The sequence below is a fragment of the Sphingomonas sp. GW821-FHT03E12 genome, from assembly GCF_059420685.1.
The window spans coordinates 455907-473489 of sequence record NZ_JBWKUF010000001.1 but is presented as its reverse complement, the minus strand read 5'-3'; the positions used below and the strand labels follow the sequence as shown (position 1 = coordinate 473489).

The following is a 17583-nucleotide window of genomic DNA, read 5'->3' as shown; positions in this document are numbered from 1 at the left end:
GCTCAAGACTTAGCCTCCTGCTCGCTGGTTGCAACCTGGCCTGGGGGTATGGCGCCGCGGCGCACGAGGACGAGCGCGATCGCAACCAGGATCGCGCCGATGAAATCGGGGACGCCGAGCCGTTCGTCATAGGCGATCCAGCCGATCGTTCCGGCGATGACCGGCTGCGAGAGCAGGGCGATGCCGACGATGAGCGGCGACAAATGACCCAGCGCATAGATCAGCAGGCCCTGGCCGAAGACCTGGCTGGCGAGCGCGAGCCCGACCAGCACCCCCCAATGTTGCGGCCAGATCTGCTCGCCCATCGCAACCGCGAACAACAGCAATGGAAGCGCGCCGACCGCGCTCGACAGCGCCAGCGCCGACAACGGGGTCATCGCTTCGCGCGCGCGGGTCATGAGGATGAAGTAGACGGTGTAGAGCGCGCCCGCGAGCAGACAGAGGAGGTCGCCGACCAGGTTCTGCGGCGACAGGCTGTACGAACGGCCAAGCAGCAGAACGGCGCCCGCGGCGGCGAGCGCGAGCGCGACCCCCTGTTGCCGGGTCGGCCAGGCGCGCGCGATGAGGAAGCCCCAGATCGGAAACATCAGCGTCGCGGAATTGCCGAACAAGGTGGCGTTGGCGAGCGTGGTGTGCAGGATGCCGAGATGCCAGGCGGCGAGATCGGCGGCGAAGGCGATGCCCGCCAGGAACAGGGTCAGGCCCATTCCCTTGGCATGGCGCAGCGGATTGCCCTCCATCGCCAGCACGATGGCGAACAGGAAGGGGATGCCGAGCGCCAGCCGCCAGAAGCCGGCGGCGACCGGCCCGACATCGGCGGCGCGAACGAACCATGGCCCGAAGGCGAGCGCCATGTTGCCCAGCAGCAGCGCGGCGAAGGGTAGTGCACTCCCGCTATGCTGCGATGCAGCTTTTCTTGGGGTGGCGGAGTCGTGCATCGCGCCCTTAGCGCCCTAACTGTTGCATATTGCAACCCATCGGGAGGAAATTTCCCAATGCCGAGCTTGTTCGATCCCATTGCCTTCGGCGCGATCCACGCGCCCAACCGAATCCTCATGGCGCCGCTGACGCGCGGCCGCGCCGGGCGCGATGCGGTGCCGAGGCCGGTGATGGCCGAATATTATGCCCAGCGCGCGGGGGCGGGGCTGATCATCTCCGAAGCCACCGGGATCAGCCGGCAGGGTCTTGGCTGGCCGTTTGCGCCCGGCTTGTGGAGCGACGCGCAGGTCGAAGGCTGGAAGCCGGTGACCGAGGCGGTTCATCAGGCGGGCGGGCGGATCGTCGCGCAGCTGTGGCATATGGGGCGGCAGGTCCACAGCTCAGTGATCGGCGAGCAGCCGGTGTCGTCTTCCGCGACGACCAGCCCGGGCAAGGTCCATACCTATGAGGGCCGTCAGCCCTATGAAGCGGCGCGGGCATTGGGAATCGAGGAGATTCCCGGCATTCTCGATGATTATGCGCGGGCGGCGGAGAATGCGCTCAAGGCCGGGTTCGACGGGGTGCAGATCCATGCCGCGAACGGCTATCTGATCGACCAGTTCCTGCGCGACAACGCCAATTTCCGCACCGATGGCTATGGCGGCAGCGTGGAGAACCGCATCCGCCTGCTGAACGAGGTCGCAGAGCGGGTTGTCGCCGTGGCGGGCGCCGAACGCACCGGGGTTCGCCTGTCCCCCAATGGCGCATCACAGGGGGTGGACGACAGCAACCCCGAAACGCTGTTCGTGCCCGCGGCGAAGCGGTTGAACGAGATCGGCATCGCATTCCTCGAACTGCGCGAGCCGGGGCCGGAGGGGAGCTATGGCAATACCGAGGTGCCGCGGTTGAGCCCGGCGATCCGCAAGGTCTTTGACGGGCCGCTGATCGTCAATTCCGACTATTTCACCCGTGAGGACGCGCAGGCCGCGCTCGATAGCGGCGTCGCGGACGCGGTGAGTTTCGGTCGGGCCTATCTGGCCAATCCCGACCTGATCGAGCGGCTGAAGCAGGATGCCCCGCTCAACGACTGGGATGTGAAGAGCTGGTATGGCGGCGGTGCGGAAGGCTATACCGACTATCCCGCGCTCAGGGCTTAGACCCTAAGGATCAGGAAGCGGCCTGATCGGCTTCGTCCAGCCGCGCGGTCATCCAGTTGCGGAAGGCCGCGCGTGCTTTGGGCTGGAACAGCAGCGCCACCGGCAGCAGGAGCAGCAGCGGGAAGAAGGTCGCGAGGATCGCAAAGGCGATCAGCCCGACCACGATGCCGCCGATGCCGCGGTTCATCCGGTCGGCTGCCGCTTCGTTGATGACGATGCGGCGCGGGCCCTTGAGGTCGTAGAGGCGCGAGGTGACGAGGACCTTATTGCCGCTGCGGTCGTCGACCGCGCTGGTGGTGACCCTTTCGACCACGACGGAAACCGGCGTCGCTGCGTGGGATGGAGGCGGCGCGGGCTTCACCTCCCGCGTCGCGGGCTGGCCCGTGCGGGTATCGATCACGATCAGCCGCCGCCCGCGCTCAACCACTTTGTAGCGGCTGGGCGGGGCATCGGTCACTTCGCTGCGCGCCGCGCCCGCCATTCGTCGGCGGTCTGGCCCCAGGCATCGACGCGCTCGTCGAGATAGGGCGCGGGCAGTTGCGCCGGGCCCATATTGTACGAGCCGAGCCGCTGGGCGAGGCGGATCGAGCTCAGATTGTCGGGATTGATCGTGTGGATGATCGTGGTCCAGCCGAGTATGTCGACGGCATAGTCCATCGCCGCGACCGAGCCTTCATAGGCATAGCCCTTGCCCGCGAATTCAGGCGCAACGCCCCAGCCCACTTCGGTCCCCGGCCAGCCATCGGGCTGCCACGGCCCGAGGCGGCCGACCCATTTGCCGGTCGCGCGCTCGATCACCGAGAACATCGCGAAGCCGGCAATGTCCCACGCGCCCGACATCGCGCACAGCTGACGCCACGCCATGCTGCGCGCGATCGGGCCACCCAGGAAACGCATGGTCTCCGCATCGGCGTTGAAGGCCGCCCAGGCGTCGAGATCCGATGCCTGAGGACGGCGGAGGATCAGGCGTTCGGTGAAGAGGATCGGACCGTTCACGATCAGCGCCTCAGCCGAGCTTGTCCTTGAGCGCGAGCATCGCCAGCGCCGCCTCGGCCGCGCCGCCGCCCTTGTTCAGATGCTTCGGATCGGCGCGGGCGATCGCCTGCGCCTCATTCTCGGTCGTCAGGATGCCGTTGCCGATCGGGATGCCGTCCATCGTCAGCGCCATCACCCCGCGCGCGCTTTCGTTCGAGACGATCTCGAAATGATAGGTCTCGCCGCGGATGACGACGCCGAGCGCGACATAAGCGTCGTAGCGGCCGGTCTCCGCCGCCATCGCGATCGCGCCGGGCACTTCGAGCGCGCCGGGGACGGTAATCGTCTCATGGCTGTGCCCGGCCGCCTCGATCGCGGCGCGGGCGCCGGCGAGGAGCATGTCGTTGAGATGGTCGTAGAAGCGGGCTTCGACGAGCAGCACCTTGGCCATCAGCCGTTTCCTCCGAGGTCGATCGGGCGTTCGCCGACGATCGACAGGCCGTAGCCGTCGAGGCCGACCAGCGTGTGGTGGGTGTTGGTGAGGAGGATCATTTCCTCGACGCCGAGTTCGGTCAGGATCATCGCGCCGACGCCATAGTCGCGCAGCTCCTCCATGTCCGCCTCGGTGCGGATGCCGGCCTTGCGCTCGACCGCCATGGTGAAGGAATCGGCGCGCGGCTTGTTGATCACCACGATCACGCCCGCGCCCTCTTCGCCGATGATCTCCATCGAGCGTTCGAGCAGCTTACCGCGCGCGCCCTCTTCGCCGAACAGGTCGCCGAAGGGCGAGAGGACGTGCATGCGGACCAGCGTGGGCTTGTCCGGGTTCACGCGGCCCTTGAGCAGCGCGATCTGCTCGGTGCCGGCGGCCTTGTTCCAGAAGGTGATGACGCGCCAGTCGCCGCCCCAGCGGCTGGTGAAGCTGGTCTCGGCGCGGCGCTCGACCAGATGGTCGTAGCGATGACGATAGGCGATCAGGTCGCGGATCGTGCCGATCTTGAGATTGTGGAGCTGCGCGAACGAGACGAGGTCGTCGAGCCGGGCCATCGTCCCGTCGTCCTTCATCACTTCGCAGATCACGCCCGAGGGATTGAGGCCGGCGAGGCGAGCGACGTCGACCGCGGCCTCGGTATGGCCGGCGCGGACGAGCACCCCGCCCTCACGCGCGACCAGCGGGAAGACATGGCCGGGCGAGACGAGGTCGGCAGGGCCGTTGCCGGCGTCGATCGCGACCGCGACGGTACGGGCACGGTCGGCAGCGGAAATGCCGGTGGTGACGCCTTCCTTCGCCTCGATCGAGACGGTGAAGGCGGTGCCCATGCGCGTGCCGTTGCGCCGCGCCATCGGCTCCAGGCCGAGCTGGTCCGTGCGCTCCTTGGTCATGGCGAGGCAGATCAGGCCGCGGCCATGCTTGGCCATGAAGTTGATCGCGTCGGGAGTCGCCATCTGGGCGGGAATGACGAGATCGCCCTCATTCTCGCGATCCTCGTCATCGACGAGGATGAACATGCGGCCGTTGCGCGCCTCGTCGATGATCTCTTCGGGCGAGGAGAGGAAGGCGTGGCGCAGACGCGCGATTTCGGGGTTCTTACCGGGCTGGGCCACGATGGGCCTCCATGCGTTGGAGATAGCGTGCGAGCACATCGATCTCGAGGTTGACGGCCTGACCCTGCGCGAGCGCGCCGAGGGTGGTGACGGCCTGGGTATGCGGAATGAGGTTGACGGTGAACTGGGCGGTGCCGTCGCTCTGGTCGGTCACGGTGTTCACGGTCAGCGAGACGCCGTCGATCGTGATCGATCCCTTGGCGGCGATGAACGGTGCGAGCGCGGCGGGTACCGAGAAGGTGATCCGCTGCGAGTCGCCGTCGGGGGTGATGTCGAGCACGGCGCCGGTGCCGTCGACATGGCCGGTGACGATATGGCCGCCGAGTTCCTCGCCGAGCTTCAACGCACGCTCGAGGTTGAGGCGGTGGCCCTTCGACCATTGGGCGGCGGTGCGCGAGACGGTCTCGTGCGAGACGTCGACCGCGAACCAGCCCGGCGCCCCGCCAGCAGATTTGTCGACCACGGTGAGGCAGACGCCCGAACAGGCGATTGATGCGCCGAGATCGACGGTGGCGGTGTCGTAAGCTGTGGCGATGCGCACGCGCAGGTCGCCGCGATCCTCCACGGCGTCGATGGTGCCGATATCGGTGACGATTCCAGTGAACATACCGCTATTCTGAATCCCGTTTGCTGGCGCGCTCGTAGACCTCGAGCCGGTCGCTGCCAAGCATGCGCGTATCCATGAGCTGCCAGCGGCCATGGGCGCCGCCGAGTTCGGTGAGGCCGAGATCGGCGATGCCGGGCTTGCCGCCGAGCAGCACCGGGGCGCGGTAGAGCAGCAGGCGATCGACCATGTCCGCGCGCAGGAAGGTGGCGGCGGTCATCGCGCCGCCTTCGATCAGCAGATGATCCACGCCAACCAGCGTTGCGATCGCGGATGGCTGCGAGATCATGTGCCACCCGTCCGCGGTGCGTGCGGAAAGGAGGATCCGGCGCGGCTGGCGTTGTTCGAGTCCGGGCAGGCGTACGTCGAGCCTGGGAGCGTCGCGCTCCAGCGTGCCGCGCCCGATCAGGATCGCTTCGTGCCGGGCTCGTTCGAGATGGGCATGCGCGCGCGCTTCGGGGCCGGTGATCCAGCGGCTCTCGCCATTGGCGAGCGCAATGCAGCCGTCGAGCGACGTCGCAAGCTTGAGCGTGACATGGGGCCGGCCCTTGAACCGGCGGGTGAGAAAGCCGGCGATGGTGCGGCGCGCTTCGGCCTCTCCGACCCCGGTCACGACCTCGATTCCGGCGTCGCGGAGCCGGGTGATCCCCTTGCCATCCGTACGGGGATCAGGATCGCGCATCGCGATGACGGTTCGGGCGATACCCGCCTGGATCAGCAGATCGGCGCAAGCCGGGCCGCGTTGCGATTCATGGGCGCAGGGCTCAAGCGTGACATAGGCGGTAGCGCCGCGGGCCATCTGGCCAGCTTCGTTCAGCGCCATCGCCTCCGCATGCGGCCGCCCGCCAGCCTGAGTCCAGCCGCGGCCGACGACGTGACCGTCGCGGACAAGCACGCAGCCGACATTGGGATTGGGCGCCGTCACCCGCTGGCCGCGCGAGGCCAGTGTCAGCGCCGCGCCCATCCACCGGGTGTCGCTCACAGGCCCAGCGACTTCAATTGGTCGTCGATCTTCTTGTATTCGAGGCGCTTCTTCTCGGCCTTGGCCTTGGCCGCGGCCTCGCGCTTCTGCCGCGCTTCCTCGTCGATCTTCTGCTGCGCGACGATCTGCTCAAGCGTGCGGTCGGCGGGCCAGCTTTCGACATAGACGATCTCACGCTTGTAGGCGCGCTCGAAATAGGAATCGAAATAGAAGCCGGCGAGGATCAGGCCAGTGGTCGCGAAGGCCGCGAGCAGGAACCAGAGCTGATAACGGTGGCGGATGCGCAGGACTTCGCGCAGGTCCTGGAGCGGCCCGACCGACGAGACTTGCTTGTTGCGCCGAAGAAAGAACATGGAGCGCAAGATAGGCGCGCCGCGCGGCCGGGACCAGCCCTGCTTACTCGACGATCTGGAAACGCAGCGTCATCGTCTTCCACCCCTCGACCGCGATGCCGTCGCGGGTGGCCGGCTTGAAGCGCCAGCGGGCGAGCGCCTGCTTGCGCGTCGCCTGCGACAGGCCGTCGCTGGGGCTCTTGACGATATCGATCGCCTTTACGCGCCCGTCGGTGCCGATCAGCACGCGTGCGGTGACGCTGCCCTCGGTCCCCGCGCGGATCTCGCTGGGCGGATAGGGCGGCTGGAGCGCATCGGCGAAGCGCGGGTCGACCGACGGGCCGACCATCACCGGCGGGCGCGGCGGATCGGCGACGGTGCCGGTTCCACCGCTGCCATTCACCGGACCGACGGGACCAGGCGGATCCATCGGTGCGGGGCCGGGGTCGGTCGGTGTCGTCCCGATCTCCGGACCGGTCGGTGGGAGCGGCAGCGGCGGGACAGGGCGATAGATTGGCGGGGACGCCACGGGTGGGGATGGGTCCTCCGGCTTCGGTGCCGGCTCGACCGGCCTTTCGATAGGGATATTCCGGATGATGACCGGCGGCTCGACGAAACCATCCGGAATGATCTTCGGTCCGGCATAGTAAAGACCGAGGATCATCGCGCCGCTGATCAGGAGCGCGCCGCCGGCCCCGGCCGGGCGTGACGCGGTGGAATGATACCGATTGGCATACATGGCTGCTCTCCTTGTCCTCGGCCCGTTTCGCCCGAGTCTATACAAGGATATATCATAACATCAGATGATCAAGGAGATTTTGTATCATGGCTATCGTGCCAGCGCGATTGGCCTGAGTAGCCGGCTTGGCTAGCCGCGCAGCCGGGCGATGGCGCGATCGCGGCCGATCAGGGGGAGCAAGGCGGCCATGTCCGGCCCGGAATCGCGCCCGGTAAGTGCGCGGCGCAACGGGAGGAACAGCGCCTTGCCTTTGCGTCCCGTGGCCTCTTTGAGCGCGGCAGTGAGCGCGTGCCAGGGATCCTGCGACCAGTCGAGCCCGGCGGCGACCTGCGCGGCGTGAGCGAGGAAGTCACCTTCCTCCGGATCGCCCGCCGCCGCGACCGGGCCTTCAACCACCTGCCACCAGTCGGCGGCTTCAGCGAGGGTCGAGAGATTGGGGCGGATGGCGTCCCAGCCCGCTTCATCCATTCCCGCGGGCAGGCGGGATGCGACCGCGGCATAGTCGAGCTGATGGAGGATGCGGGCGTTGAGCTGGGCGAGCTCCGCCTCGTCGAACCGCGCCGGCGCGCGGCCGAAGCGCGCGAAATCGAACGTCGCGAGCAGCGGTGCGGGATCGGTCTGCGGCTCGACCGGATCGCTGGTGCCGAGCCGGGCGAGCAGCGCGACGATCGCCTGAGGCTCGATCCCAACATCGCGGAAATGATCGGCGCCGAGCGAACCCAGGCGCTTGGAAAGCTTGCCTTCCGATCCGGTCAGCAACGCTTCATGCGCGAAGGCGGGTGGCGCGGCGCCGAGCGCGTCGAACATCTGGAGCTGCGCGGCGGTGTTCGAGACATGGTCCTCTCCACGCACGACATGGGTGATGCCCATGTCGATATCGTCGATCACCGAGGGGAGGAGATAGAGCCACGAGCCGTCGGCGCGGCGCACCACCGGATCGCTCATGGTTGCGGGATCGAAGCGCTGTGGCCCGCGGATCAGGTCGTGCCACTCGATCGGAGCGGAATGATCGAGCCGGAAGCGCCAGTGCGGGCGAACCCCTTCGGTTTCGAGGCGGGCGCGATCGGCATCGGCAAGTGTGAGCGCGGCGCGGTCATAGACCGGCGGCAAACCGCGGCCGAGCAGGATCTTGCGCTTGAGATCGAGCTCCTGCTGGGTCTCATAGGCCGGATAGACGCGGCCCGCGGCGGCAAGCTCGGCGAAACGGCGTTCATAGAGATCGAAGCGCGCAGACTGGCGTTCCTCGCCGTCGGGGACGAGGCCGAGCCAGTCCAGATCGCCGCGGATCGAGACGACATGCTCCTCGCGCGAGCGTTCGCTGTCGGTGTCGTCGATGCGCAGCAGGAAGCGCCCGCCCTGCTTGCGCGCCCACATCCAGTTATGGAGCGCGGTGCGGATATTGCCGACATGCAGGCGGCCGGTGGGGCTGGGGGCGAAACGGGTGACGACGGTCATGGACGCCCGCTAGCCGATTTCGCGAGCGCGCGAAATCACCTCCACCCGGTTTACCTGCGCGAAGAACCCGCCTATCGGAACGCCAACGGCCATGCGCCGGGCGCTTAGCTCAGTTGGTAGAGCATCTCGTTTACACCGAGAGGGTCGGCGGTTCGAGCCCGTCAGCGCCCACCATCTTCCCTCCCGGACAGGTCGCCCCGCTGTCAGCTGGCGCTGATCGTCGCCTTGCCGTTGGCCAGTTTGATCGTGATGTAGCTGTTGTCACAGACATTGGCGCCGGACCAGACTTGGGTCGTGCCGTCCTCGAACGTCGCCTTGAGATCGAAGCGGCACTGGCTTGCCGCCTTGTCGAAGCGCACCGTGGTCTTCGCGCCCGCCTTGATCACCGGATCGCGCCGCATTTCGGTATCGACCGTCTGCGGCTTGAAATCGGTGGTTCCGGCGGGGGCCAGCTCAATCGTCTTGATCGGCTTGCCCGAGCCGTTGGTGAGCATGAAATCCCAGTCTTCCGCCAATGCAGGCGACGCCACGACCAGTGCAGCCGCCAACGCGAAACCATGTTTCATCGATGCATCCCTCCCCTAAAGGAACACGGCGAGCATGCGCCTCTCGCGGACGCTTCGCAAGCGTTGCCGGAGCGGGCGCCTAAAGCTGGCGGATGAGCTGGACCGCGCAGGCGATCCAGGGCGGATCGGCCACCACCTGCTGCCGCGCGCCGGGGCCGAGCGGGAGGATGTTGAGGCGTCCGCCCTCACCCTCATGCGCGATCAGCCGGCCGAAGACGAAGCGGCCGGCGGGGCGCGGGATCAGCACGTCGCGGTTGAGTGCCGAGGCGAAGGCGGCGGGAGTGAGCCGGCGGCACCAGATGACGTCGCCCGTCCGGTAATCGCCGATCCCACCGGACACGGTAATGGCGACCAGTTCGGGTTCGGCATGGGGCGGCGCGACCGTTGCGGAACGGCGGGGCGCCTGCGCGCCGCCGCCGTCGAGCGTCGCCGCGACCGCGATGTCGGGCCGGTCGGGCAGCCGGACGAGATCGGCGGCATCGACTTCGAGCGCGGCGGCGATGCGGTTGAGCCAGTCGACCGAGACGGTGCGCGTGCCGGTCTCGAGCCGGCCGATCGTCTGCGCGGTGGTTGGCGGATCGCAGCGCAGTGCCACCGCTTCGAGTGTCAGGCCCTTGGCACGGCGGACTTCGCGGATGGCAGTGATCATGGGGCTTCCAGAACAACCTATGTGGTTAAATCACTTTCCTACAACCATGACGATATGGCAAGGCCGATTCGGCGGAAGAGGGAGATGGCGATGCGCGAGCTGGCGGAACGGTCGATCGAGGACGGGTTTGTGATCCGCAACGCGCCGGCGCGCAAGGCGGGGCGGCGGGTAACGGTGAACCTGGCCGAATCTCCACTTGGCTGGTTGCGCGCGCGCGGGCTGGTCGATGCGCGCCAGTTCGAGGCGGGTGAGCGGCTGCGCGACGATTATGAGATGGCCGCGCTGGGCGCGCGCGTGACGATGCGCTGGGACGCGGCACCGCGCGCGCAACGGAACGGAGCGCCGGACGGCAGCATCGACCCGGCGATGGCGCAGATTTCCGCCAAGCGTCGGTTCGACGCGGCGATTGCGGCAGCGGGGCCGGGGCTCGCCGACATCTTGTGGCGCGTCGTCTGCGCGGGCGAGAGCGTGCCGGTGGCGGAGAAGGCGCTGGCCTGGCCGGCGCGCGCGGGACGGCTGGTGTTGACCCTGGCGCTCGACCGGGTGGCGGATCACTACGGGCTGGGCTGAGGCGGTTCGGGCGCGGCGGCGAGGAAGCGGTTATAGACCCAGCCGATCCCGATCAGTGCGACGCCGAGGCCGAAGAAGGACAGGATGCGCAGCAATCCGTCGAGCGCAGCGGCGTCGATCAGGAAGACCTTGAACGTCACCGCGGTAAGCAGCGTGAGGCCGGCGATGCGCAGATCGCGCGCACCGCTGCGGATGCCGAGCGCCAGCCAGGCGATGGCGAGCAGCAGGAAAGCTGCGGAATAGCCGTAATTCTCTCCGGTCGTCACCGGGCCGGTGAGCAGGGTGCCTTGCGCGACTTGGCGCACCGCCGCCGCGACTGCGGCGAGGGCGAAACCCATGCCCAGACAGCGCCAGAGGCGGCCCGGCGCGAAGGTCCAGCTCCACGCGGCGGCGAGCGCGAGGTGGATCAGGGCGGCGTTGAGCAGCGGGGGGCTGCCCACCTGTTGCGCGACGAAGACCGGGTTGAGCAGCAGCAGATCGAACCAGAGGGTGCGAACGAGGCCGAGGCCGAATAGCGCGAGGCCGAGCGGTCGGCTGCGGCGAAAGGCGAGCCAGCCGGTGGCGAACAGCGCCTGAGTGATCAGCGCGCGCTCAGTGAAGGCGGCGGCGACGAAGCGGGGGTCGTCGGCGATTGCGAGGGGGAGCTTGGCGAGATGGTAGAGCAGCATCAGGCCGATCGCGATCGCCCCGGCGAAGACGGCGGGCCGGAGACGGCCGAATTGTGCAGGGCCAGCGCGGAGCAGCAGAGCGGCGGCGGCGAGCGCGGGCAGCAGGTGGCGGAAGGCGTCGGCCGCCGCGGGAAGCCGGCGATAGGGGAGATGCGCGCCGTTCGCGGAATCCGCGATCAGGCTCAGATAGTTCGCAAGCGGCTCGATCCCGGCAATCAATATGGCGGCAAGACTCAGTGCCGGAAGGAGGCCGAGCTGCGCGTCGCCCGTGCGGTGTGCCCACCAGCCCAGCGCCAGCGTGATGCCGGCGAGGGGAAGCGCGATCCACGCGCCGCCGGTGAGCTGGCCGAGCGCGGTTCCGGCAAGGATCGCGGCGAGAATGGCGCCACCGATGAGGCCGGGGTCGCGCGTGCCCGTGGCATTGCGGCGGCGCCAGCTGACCCAGCCGGCGAGCGCGGCGGCGGGCAGCTCGAGCCCGGTCCATTGCCAGTCGGCGAGGCGGCTGCCGTCGAGTGCGTTGGCAAGGAGCAACGGCCCGGCGATGCCGCCGAGCGCGAGGATCGCCCAGGCGCGGGCGCGGGGAAGCAGCAGCAGCCCGGGGGCGGCGAAGAGCGGGGCGGCGGCGATCACGGCACCGTGCGTGGCTCCCGGCGTGGACTCGCTGAGGCCGATCGCGAGTAGCAGGAGGGTGAGCGCCAGCGCCGCCAGCGCCCCGGGCAGATAGGTCGCGTCGCGCCAGGCAAGGATCAGCGACGCGGCGGCAAGCGTGAGGTAGAGCGCCCAGGCGAGCCCCGAGAAATCGAGCGCGGGTGCGAAGGCGAGCAGCTGGACGAGACCGGCGACGAGCGGCGCGAGACGGAGCCATCCGGCCGTGACGCCGGCGCGCGGCAAGGCGAGGCTGGCCCCGGCGGCCAGCAGTACCACAAAGGCTGCGGGCATGTTCAGGTCATCGGCACCGAGCGCGAAGAGGAGGAAATTGACCCAGGCGAATGCGGCGGCAGTGGCGGCGAGCGCGAGCCACGCCCATCTGCGATGGACGGCGAGGCCGAACAGGGCTGCGGTGAACAAGGCGAGGTAGACGAGCAGCGGGGCAATCCCGGCGGCGTCATAGCCTGCTACCAGCGGCGCGACGAAACCGCCGGTAAGCGCGAGCACTGCGGTGGGTGGGCCATGGCGCAGCGCGAGTGCAAGGCCGAGGCCAGTGACGGCGATCATCAGAACGAAGGCCGGAAGCGGCGCGATCAGATGATAGAGGGCGGCGGCGATGTAGAGCGTGCCATAGGCGCTGGCGATGCCCGCACCGGCAAGCGCCTGCGCGATGCGCGGATCGTCACGGGTTGCGGGAAGACGGCGGGCGGCCTCGCTCCCAGTGACCAGCAGGGCGGCGAAGAGCGTCGCAAGGATCGTGCGTACGCCGGGACCGAGCAGGCCGATCTCGATGGAGTAGCGGACGAGGAAGAACCCCGCAGCGACGAGCGCGATCGCGCCGATCCAGACCGGAAGCCGCGCGCCGATCAGCGATTCCAGGTTCGGGCGCAAGACAGCTTTGGTTGGAGCAGGCGGTGGAGGGGCTTGCCGGACGGGTTCGGGTTGCGGCGCAAGCGCGGAAACAGGTGGCGGGGCCGGTATTGGAGGCTGCGCCGTGAGCGGGATGGGCTCGGGACGGGCGAGCATCTGGCCGCGTTCGACCCGCTCGATCCGGCGAGTGAGGTCGCGCAGCCGCTGGCGCTGCACGAGGACGACGATGCCGAGCGCCACGACGGCGAGGAAGATGAGCTCCGTCATCACACACCTTGTTGCAGCAGAAACACCGCGGCGCCAGCCCCGGCTATCCCTGCTGCAAGCGGATCTGCGGTTGCGCGGCGCGGCAATGCGCCTAGATGCGTGGCTATGCGGATCGCCTTTACGAAATGTCATGGGTCGGGGAATGATTTTGCCCTGCTGGATGCGCGTGCGTTGACGTTGAGCGACGCGGAGTGGGGGCGGATCGCGCGGACGCTGTGCGAGCGCGGCGGGCCGGTCGGCGCGGACGGGCTGCTGCTGCTGCTGGGCGAAGGCGGAGACGGCACGCAATTCGCGCAGAAGGTGGTCAACGCCGACGGGTCGATCCCCGAAACCTGCCTCAACGGCCTGCGCTGCACCGCGCGCGCAGGGTTCGAGCTGCTGGGGATCGAGGCGGCGACGGTCGCGTTGAAGACCAGCGGCGCCCAGGTTGCCCGCGACGCCGATCTGGCGCCGGGCGTCTATACGGTGCGCACCACGGTGGGGCCGGCATCGACCGATCCGCAAGCGGCCGGGATCAACGTCGCGGCGCCGGTGATCGAGGCGCCGGTGCCGGGGCTGCCGAGCGCGCGGAACTTCACCGCGGTGGCGATGCCCAACCCGCACCTCATCACCTTTGTCGACAAGGTGGATGCCGCCGAGCTGACCGCACTGGGCGACTGGTGCGAGGCGGGCCCCGCGCTGCTGGCCGACCGCGCCAATGTGAGCTTTGTCGAGCTGCGCGATGACGGACTGTTCGTGCAGACCTATGAGCGCGGCGTGGGCCTGACCAATGCGTGCGGCACCGCGATGGGCGCGGCGACACACGTCGCCGGGCTGACCGGGCGGATCCCGTTCGGCCAGTGGATCACCGTGCATAATCCCGGCGGTCGCGTGAAGGCGCGCGCCGAAGGCCCCGCGGGCGGCGATGCGGTGACGCTCGCCGGCAATGCGACCTTCGAATGGGACGGCGAGATCGAGGTCGATCCGGCGACCGGGCAAGCGGGCGCACTGACCGTGACGCGCCGCCGCGACGACGAGGTCGCGGCCTGGGCGGCGCTGAGGGGCTGACGCCTTACCCCTTCGGCTTTTCGGGCTTCTTCGCCTTGGCAGGGGGCTCGCCGTCGATCTTCACCAGCGAGTTGAGCCGGCAGCGTTCGCCGCGGGCGATGACGGTCGAGAACCGGTCGATCGCGTCGATACCCGGGCTGTTGTCGAAGCGGATGTTCCACGCCCAGGGCAGTTCCTGACACGGCGCGAAGAAGGTGCCGCGATACCAGTCGCGGCCCGCGCGCAGATAGATCACGTCGCGATCCTCGACACGATAGTCGCGGACCATCGACGCGAAGGGAATGCGTGCTTCCTTGGGCGCAGGAGAGGCGGGTGTAGCGGGCGCTTCCTGCGCGGCGGCAGGAAGAACGGACAGCGCCGCACCGGCAAGGGCGGCGAAGATCAGCTTGTTCATCATGCGGCGCTCCCTAGATGCGCTGGGCTGAACAGGCCCTGTGCCTCGCAGTCAGCGGGGTGAAAGGAAACGCGCGGCGAACTGCTGCACCGGGACCCTGGCCCGTCGAGGCCTAATCCTGCGGTTTCGGCGGTTCCGGTTCACGGCCTGAGACAGGCAGCGGTTCGTGTGCGGGATCCCAGGTGCGTTCGAACACGCCCACACCGCGTCCGGATCCCGCCGGAGGCGTGGACGATGCAACGGCGCGCATCGAGCGGCCGCGCCGATCGGCGGTGAGCACCGGCGCGTCGGCGCGGCGGGCGATTTCGCGATCTGGCACGGCGCGTTCGACGCGCAGCCGCAGCACGCCCGCTTCCTCGACCAGCAGGGTCAGTCCGCGCGGATCCTGGCTCCATTCGAGGCGTCCATCGCCCATCATCTTCTTGACCGTGGCGGTGTTGGTGGCGAGCAGATTTGCCGCGCGCGAAATGGGAATCCAGCGCTTGCCGTCGAAGCTGTAGATCGGCTTAAGCGCCATCGGCGCCATCCCAGCCCGAACGGTCGAGCGCGGCCATGGCATCGGTGATCGCCACGGTATCGACGCTCACGCGCACCACCTTGGCGAGCAGCGCAATCATGCTCTCCTTGTAGTCGGCGAAGCGATAGGTGTTGAACTTCTCCCGGATCGTCGGATCGCGCGGGGTCTTTTCCTTGTGCTGATCGAGCACCCAGTCGATCGCGCTCCGATTGCCGAGCCGGTAGGTCCAGGCTTCAGCGGGGATGCCGCCGAGCTGCGTATCCTCATCCACGCGCACCACCCCTTGTTCGGGGAGCGATTTGAGGGCGGGCTTGGAATACGTCCCCGCGGCGCGCTTCGGGTTGGGCATATCGGTGCGCGCGACCGGCCAGGGTTCGACCTCTTCATAGCCGATATGCATCGCCATCAGCGTCTCGCCCCACGCCGCCCAGCGCGCGAAATCGGGATAGAAGGGGATGCGCGGGAATTCGCGCTTGAGGTTCAGCGCATATTTCTCGCGGTAGAGCGGGTCGTGGAGGACGGCATAGACATAGTGGAAGATGGCGTCCTTGCTGACGCCCTTCTTACCGTAGCGCGCGACGAATTTGTTGAGCGCCCAGTCGGTGATGTTGTCTACACGCTCGCCGGACTTGGCGTAGCGGTAACGGGCGACTACCTGAAAGGCATCTGTCGTGGCCAGGAAGTGATGTTCGGGCAGTCTCGATGTTGCCAAGCTTGAGAAGCCACTGCGAAAACCTCGATCACTCAATGCGATGGCGAGATTTGGTGAAGATGAACGGAAAAGCCAATTGAGGCGGAAACTTCGCGAAATCAGCCTGTCGTCGCGGTAAAGGTAGCGCTTGGCGAATGGCCGATACTCTGCGTTCTCGATTGCGTCCCCATCGAAAGCGAGCGGCGTGCCGCGCTTCCTAAGTCGCTCAAGATCGGCATCCCACTTTACAACCGAGCGGGCGTTGTCCTTTTCAGCTCGAGCAACCTCATAAGCTTGAATCAAGCTATCGGCTTTCTTGGACAGGGCATCTGCGTTGCGATCAAATAGCCAATCATCTCGCTTAGTCTGAATCGCGTTGGAAGTCAGCCGAAAGATTGATGCTGTACGTCCTACGCTATCGCTTGGTCCCTTACTTGGATCAGCAAGTGGTAAAAGTCTCTCCCATTCCCCGCCTGCCTGCTCAATCCAGTCATGTCGTTTGTCCGGCACGATGGTTTCGACCGTCAAACCTTCGAACGACCGCGCATTTCCCAGCCATGCAAGCTTGTCTGTCGCTGTCTCCATCTCCGGTCGCCGTGCATAGCGGATGACCGCGCCGCCCTTGCCCTTGCGCTTGACCAGTAGCGCGATCATTACGCCGGTCTGGATGCCGAAGACATTGTGTGTTGTGCCCGACAATTTGGGATTGTCGCGGACGTCGCCGCCCAAATCCATCAGCCAGATGTCACTGAACTCCCGTTCTGCCACCTTGCGGAAGCCGTCATATGCACCCTTGGCGATCGGCTTGCGCCCGATGACATAGGCGACGATCCCTTCGTCGCCGATCCGGTCCGACGCCCAGCGCACGAAGCGGGCGTACATGTCGTACACACTGCTTGAGTTTTGTGCCGTGCCCTCCTTCACGTAGGTCTGCTTGATCCGTTCATCGACGCGCGAATAGGGGCGGTTGGCGTTGTTCTGATTATAGTTTTCCTGCCAAGCATTGTAGGGCGGATTGCCGATGATCACGCTGATCTTGCGCCGGTTTTGCCGCTTGACGCGCTCCATATTCTCGTCGGCGAGGCCGCCGAGCAGATCGAACTGGTGGCCCGAATAGATGCCGAGCGCCGCTACATTGTCGAGCGTGTCGACGAAGCACAGATTCTCGAACTCGGAAAACTGGCCGGCGATCGCCTGATAGGTCGCCTCGATATTCAGATTGGCGACGTAATAGGGGAGGATCGCCACTTCGTTGGCGTGCAGCTCCTCCTTGTACTTGTGCCGCAGCTTTTCGTGGTTGCCGCGGAAATGTTCGAGCAGCTCGACGATGAAGGTACCGGTGCCGGTGGCGGGATCGAGGATCTCGACGCCGCGATCGATCAGGTTCTTGCCGAAATGCTTCTCGCACAGCCAGTCGGCGCTGCGGATCATGAAGCGGACGATTTCACTTGGGGTATAGACCACGCCGAGCCGGTCGGCGGCCTTGCGGTTATAGGCCTTGTAGAAATCCTCGTAGAGCGCCTTGAGGAACCCCTGTTTCTCCGAATGGCTCTGAATCAATGCGGCGGTGCTGGCGATGCCGGCATAATAGGGATCGAGCGCGCGGAGCAGCCCGGCCTTCTCGCCCCGGCCGAAGAGCTTGTCCTCGAGCTTGTAGAGTTCGGCGGCGACGTTGTTCTTGCGGTGGTAATCGGGGTCGTTGAAGACCTTGGCAAAGATGTCCTCGGTCAGGATGTGCTGGATCAGCATTTCCTGCACATCTTCCTCGCTGACCGCCGGATTGATCGCATCGCGGGCGTGAGCGAGGAAGGCGGCGAGCGCAGCGGCGAAGTCGCGGCTGCCCTTCTGCTTGGCATCGATCCGTTCGCGCAGCGCGGTGAGGATTTCGGGCAGGTCGGCGGCGAACTTTTTCACCGCCTTGTTGAAATC

The 17583-nt window shown here is 67.1% G+C and carries 19 protein-coding genes and 1 tRNA gene; 4 read left to right on the top strand and 16 right to left on the bottom strand.

Features of this window, described 5'->3' with window-relative positions:
- Positions 1-2 precede the first annotated feature (2 nt).
- Complete coding sequence (locus AC07TU_RS02205) at positions 3-938, bottom strand: DMT family transporter (protein ID WP_495186282.1); 936 nt, start codon at positions 936-938, stop codon at positions 3-5.
- 57 nt (positions 939-995) lie between these two features.
- Here AC07TU_RS02205 and AC07TU_RS02200 point away from each other — a divergent pair, with 57 nt between their 5' ends.
- Positions 996-2075: an alkene reductase gene (locus tag AC07TU_RS02200; protein WP_495186281.1), complete on the top strand. Its 1080-nt coding sequence runs from the start codon at positions 996-998 to the stop codon at positions 2073-2075.
- Between the two features lie 10 nt (positions 2076-2085).
- Here the strand turns inward: AC07TU_RS02200 and AC07TU_RS02195 are convergent, their stop codons facing one another.
- The 9 genes from AC07TU_RS02195 to AC07TU_RS02155 all read right to left on the bottom strand — a co-directional run bounded on the left by AC07TU_RS02195 (position 2086) and on the right by AC07TU_RS02155 (position 8767).
- Positions 2086-2556, bottom strand: coding sequence for a hypothetical protein (locus AC07TU_RS02195; protein ID WP_495186280.1), 471 nt, complete (start codon positions 2554-2556; stop codon positions 2086-2088).
- Positions 2529-3071 carry a GNAT family N-acetyltransferase gene (locus AC07TU_RS02190; RefSeq protein ID WP_495186279.1) on the bottom strand — a complete coding sequence of 181 codons (543 nt, stop codon included), beginning with the start codon at positions 3069-3071 and terminating at the stop codon, positions 2529-2531. Before AC07TU_RS02190 ends, AC07TU_RS02195 begins: the two co-directional genes overlap by 28 nt.
- A 10-nt stretch (positions 3072-3081) precedes the next feature.
- Entirely contained in the window at positions 3082-3501 is a 420-nt protein-coding gene (gene ribH / locus AC07TU_RS02185; RefSeq protein WP_495186278.1) for a 6,7-dimethyl-8-ribityllumazine synthase, read from the bottom strand.
- Positions 3501-4694 (bottom strand): 3,4-dihydroxy-2-butanone-4-phosphate synthase, encoded by a 1194-nt coding sequence (ribB, locus tag AC07TU_RS02180; protein WP_495186277.1) that lies wholly within the window; start codon positions 4692-4694, stop codon positions 3501-3503. The genes ribH and ribB overlap by 1 nt, the downstream gene beginning before the upstream one ends.
- Positions 4639-5262: a riboflavin synthase gene (locus tag AC07TU_RS02175; RefSeq protein ID WP_495186276.1), complete on the bottom strand. Its 624-nt coding sequence runs from the start codon at positions 5260-5262 to the stop codon at positions 4639-4641. Before AC07TU_RS02175 ends, ribB begins: the two co-directional genes overlap by 56 nt.
- Positions 5263-5266: 4 nt before the next feature.
- Positions 5267-6241 carry a bifunctional diaminohydroxyphosphoribosylaminopyrimidine deaminase/5-amino-6-(5-phosphoribosylamino)uracil reductase RibD gene (gene ribD, locus AC07TU_RS02170; protein ID WP_495186275.1) on the bottom strand — a complete coding sequence of 325 codons (975 nt, stop codon included), beginning with the start codon at positions 6239-6241 and terminating at the stop codon, positions 5267-5269.
- A complete protein-coding gene (locus AC07TU_RS02165; RefSeq protein WP_495186274.1) occupies positions 6238-6594 on the bottom strand; it encodes a hypothetical protein in 357 nt (118 codons plus the stop codon). Before AC07TU_RS02165 ends, ribD begins: the two co-directional genes overlap by 4 nt.
- A 43-nt stretch (positions 6595-6637) precedes the next feature.
- A complete protein-coding gene (locus tag AC07TU_RS02160; RefSeq protein ID WP_495186273.1) occupies positions 6638-7312 on the bottom strand; it encodes an energy transducer TonB in 675 nt (224 codons plus the stop codon).
- A gap of 129 nt (positions 7313-7441) precedes the next feature.
- A complete protein-coding gene (locus tag AC07TU_RS02155) occupies positions 7442-8767 on the bottom strand; it encodes a glutamate--tRNA ligase (RefSeq protein ID WP_495186272.1) in 1326 nt (441 codons plus the stop codon).
- Between the two features lie 98 nt (positions 8768-8865).
- Between AC07TU_RS02155 and AC07TU_RS02150 the strand changes: the two genes are divergently transcribed.
- Positions 8866-8941, top strand: a tRNA-Val gene (locus AC07TU_RS02150).
- A gap of 29 nt (positions 8942-8970) precedes the next feature.
- On the opposite strand, the gene AC07TU_RS02145 is transcribed toward AC07TU_RS02150, so the two are convergent.
- On the bottom strand, positions 8971-9333 hold the full coding sequence (locus tag AC07TU_RS02145) for a hypothetical protein (protein ID WP_495186271.1): 363 nt from the start codon (positions 9331-9333) through the stop codon (positions 8971-8973).
- A gap of 79 nt (positions 9334-9412) precedes the next feature.
- Positions 9413-9982: a helix-turn-helix domain-containing protein gene (locus AC07TU_RS02140; RefSeq protein WP_495186270.1), complete on the bottom strand. Its 570-nt coding sequence runs from the start codon at positions 9980-9982 to the stop codon at positions 9413-9415.
- Between the two features lie 90 nt (positions 9983-10072).
- Between AC07TU_RS02140 and AC07TU_RS02135 the strand changes: the two genes are divergently transcribed.
- The gene (locus AC07TU_RS02135) at positions 10073-10552 is read left to right on the top strand and encodes a DUF6456 domain-containing protein (RefSeq protein ID WP_495186269.1); all 480 of its coding nucleotides are present in this window, start codon (positions 10073-10075) and stop codon (positions 10550-10552) included.
- Here AC07TU_RS02135 and AC07TU_RS02130 read toward each other — a convergent pair.
- On the bottom strand, positions 10537-13005 hold the full coding sequence (locus AC07TU_RS02130; RefSeq protein WP_495186268.1) for a DUF2339 domain-containing protein: 2469 nt from the start codon (positions 13003-13005) through the stop codon (positions 10537-10539). The genes AC07TU_RS02135 and AC07TU_RS02130 overlap by 16 nt on opposite strands.
- Before the next feature lie 105 nt (positions 13006-13110).
- Between AC07TU_RS02130 and dapF the strand changes: the two genes are divergently transcribed.
- Positions 13111-14052 (top strand): diaminopimelate epimerase, encoded by a 942-nt coding sequence (gene dapF, locus AC07TU_RS02125; RefSeq protein ID WP_495186267.1) that lies wholly within the window; start codon positions 13111-13113, stop codon positions 14050-14052.
- 4 nt (positions 14053-14056) lie between these two features.
- Here the strand turns inward: dapF and AC07TU_RS02120 are convergent, their stop codons facing one another.
- The 3 genes from AC07TU_RS02120 to AC07TU_RS02110 form a co-directional block, all read right to left on the bottom strand.
- A complete protein-coding gene (locus AC07TU_RS02120; protein WP_495186266.1) occupies positions 14057-14446 on the bottom strand; it encodes a DUF6491 family protein in 390 nt (129 codons plus the stop codon).
- Positions 14447-14558: 112 nt separating this feature from the next.
- Positions 14559-14963, bottom strand: a complete 405-nt coding sequence (locus AC07TU_RS02115) for a hypothetical protein (protein WP_495186265.1) — start codon at positions 14961-14963, stop codon at positions 14559-14561.
- Positions 14953-17568, bottom strand: coding sequence for a type ISP restriction/modification enzyme (locus AC07TU_RS02110; RefSeq protein ID WP_495186264.1), 2616 nt, complete (start codon positions 17566-17568; stop codon positions 14953-14955). Before AC07TU_RS02110 ends, AC07TU_RS02115 begins: the two co-directional genes overlap by 11 nt.
- Between the last annotated feature and the right edge of the window lie 15 nt (positions 17569-17583).

Bases quoted from the DNA above. Each gene is read 5' to 3' on its own strand.
- AC07TU_RS02205 (WP_495186282.1), bottom strand. From the start codon at position 938: ATGCACGACTCCGCCACCCCAAGAAAAGCTGCATCGCAGCATAGCGGG.
- AC07TU_RS02200 (WP_495186281.1), top strand. From the start codon at position 996: ATGCCGAGCTTGTTCGATCCCATTGCCTTCGGCGCGATCCACGCGCCC.
- AC07TU_RS02195 (WP_495186280.1), bottom strand. From the start codon at position 2,556: ATGGCGGGCGCGGCGCGCAGCGAAGTGACCGATGCCCCGCCCAGCCGC.
- ribH (WP_495186278.1), bottom strand. From the start codon at position 3,501: ATGGCCAAGGTGCTGCTCGTCGAAGCCCGCTTCTACGACCATCTCAAC.
- ribB (WP_495186277.1), bottom strand. From the start codon at position 4,694: ATGTGCTCGCACGCTATCTCCAACGCATGGAGGCCCATCGTGGCCCAG.
- AC07TU_RS02175 (WP_495186276.1), bottom strand. From the start codon at position 5,262: ATGTTCACTGGAATCGTCACCGATATCGGCACCATCGACGCCGTGGAG.
- AC07TU_RS02165 (WP_495186274.1), bottom strand. From the start codon at position 6,594: ATGTTCTTTCTTCGGCGCAACAAGCAAGTCTCGTCGGTCGGGCCGCTC.
- AC07TU_RS02160 (WP_495186273.1), bottom strand. From the start codon at position 7,312: ATGTATGCCAATCGGTATCATTCCACCGCGTCACGCCCGGCCGGGGCC.
- AC07TU_RS02155 (WP_495186272.1), bottom strand. From the start codon at position 8,767: ATGACCGTCGTCACCCGTTTCGCCCCCAGCCCCACCGGCCGCCTGCAT.
- AC07TU_RS02145 (WP_495186271.1), bottom strand. From the start codon at position 9,333: ATGAAACATGGTTTCGCGTTGGCGGCTGCACTGGTCGTGGCGTCGCCT.
- AC07TU_RS02140 (WP_495186270.1), bottom strand. From the start codon at position 9,982: ATGATCACTGCCATCCGCGAAGTCCGCCGTGCCAAGGGCCTGACACTC.
- AC07TU_RS02135 (WP_495186269.1), top strand. From the start codon at position 10,073: ATGCGCGAGCTGGCGGAACGGTCGATCGAGGACGGGTTTGTGATCCGC.
- AC07TU_RS02130 (WP_495186268.1), bottom strand. From the start codon at position 13,005: ATGACGGAGCTCATCTTCCTCGCCGTCGTGGCGCTCGGCATCGTCGTC.
- dapF (WP_495186267.1), top strand. From the start codon at position 13,111: ATGCGGATCGCCTTTACGAAATGTCATGGGTCGGGGAATGATTTTGCC.
- AC07TU_RS02120 (WP_495186266.1), bottom strand. From the start codon at position 14,446: ATGAACAAGCTGATCTTCGCCGCCCTTGCCGGTGCGGCGCTGTCCGTT.
- AC07TU_RS02115 (WP_495186265.1), bottom strand. From the start codon at position 14,963: ATGGCGCTTAAGCCGATCTACAGCTTCGACGGCAAGCGCTGGATTCCC.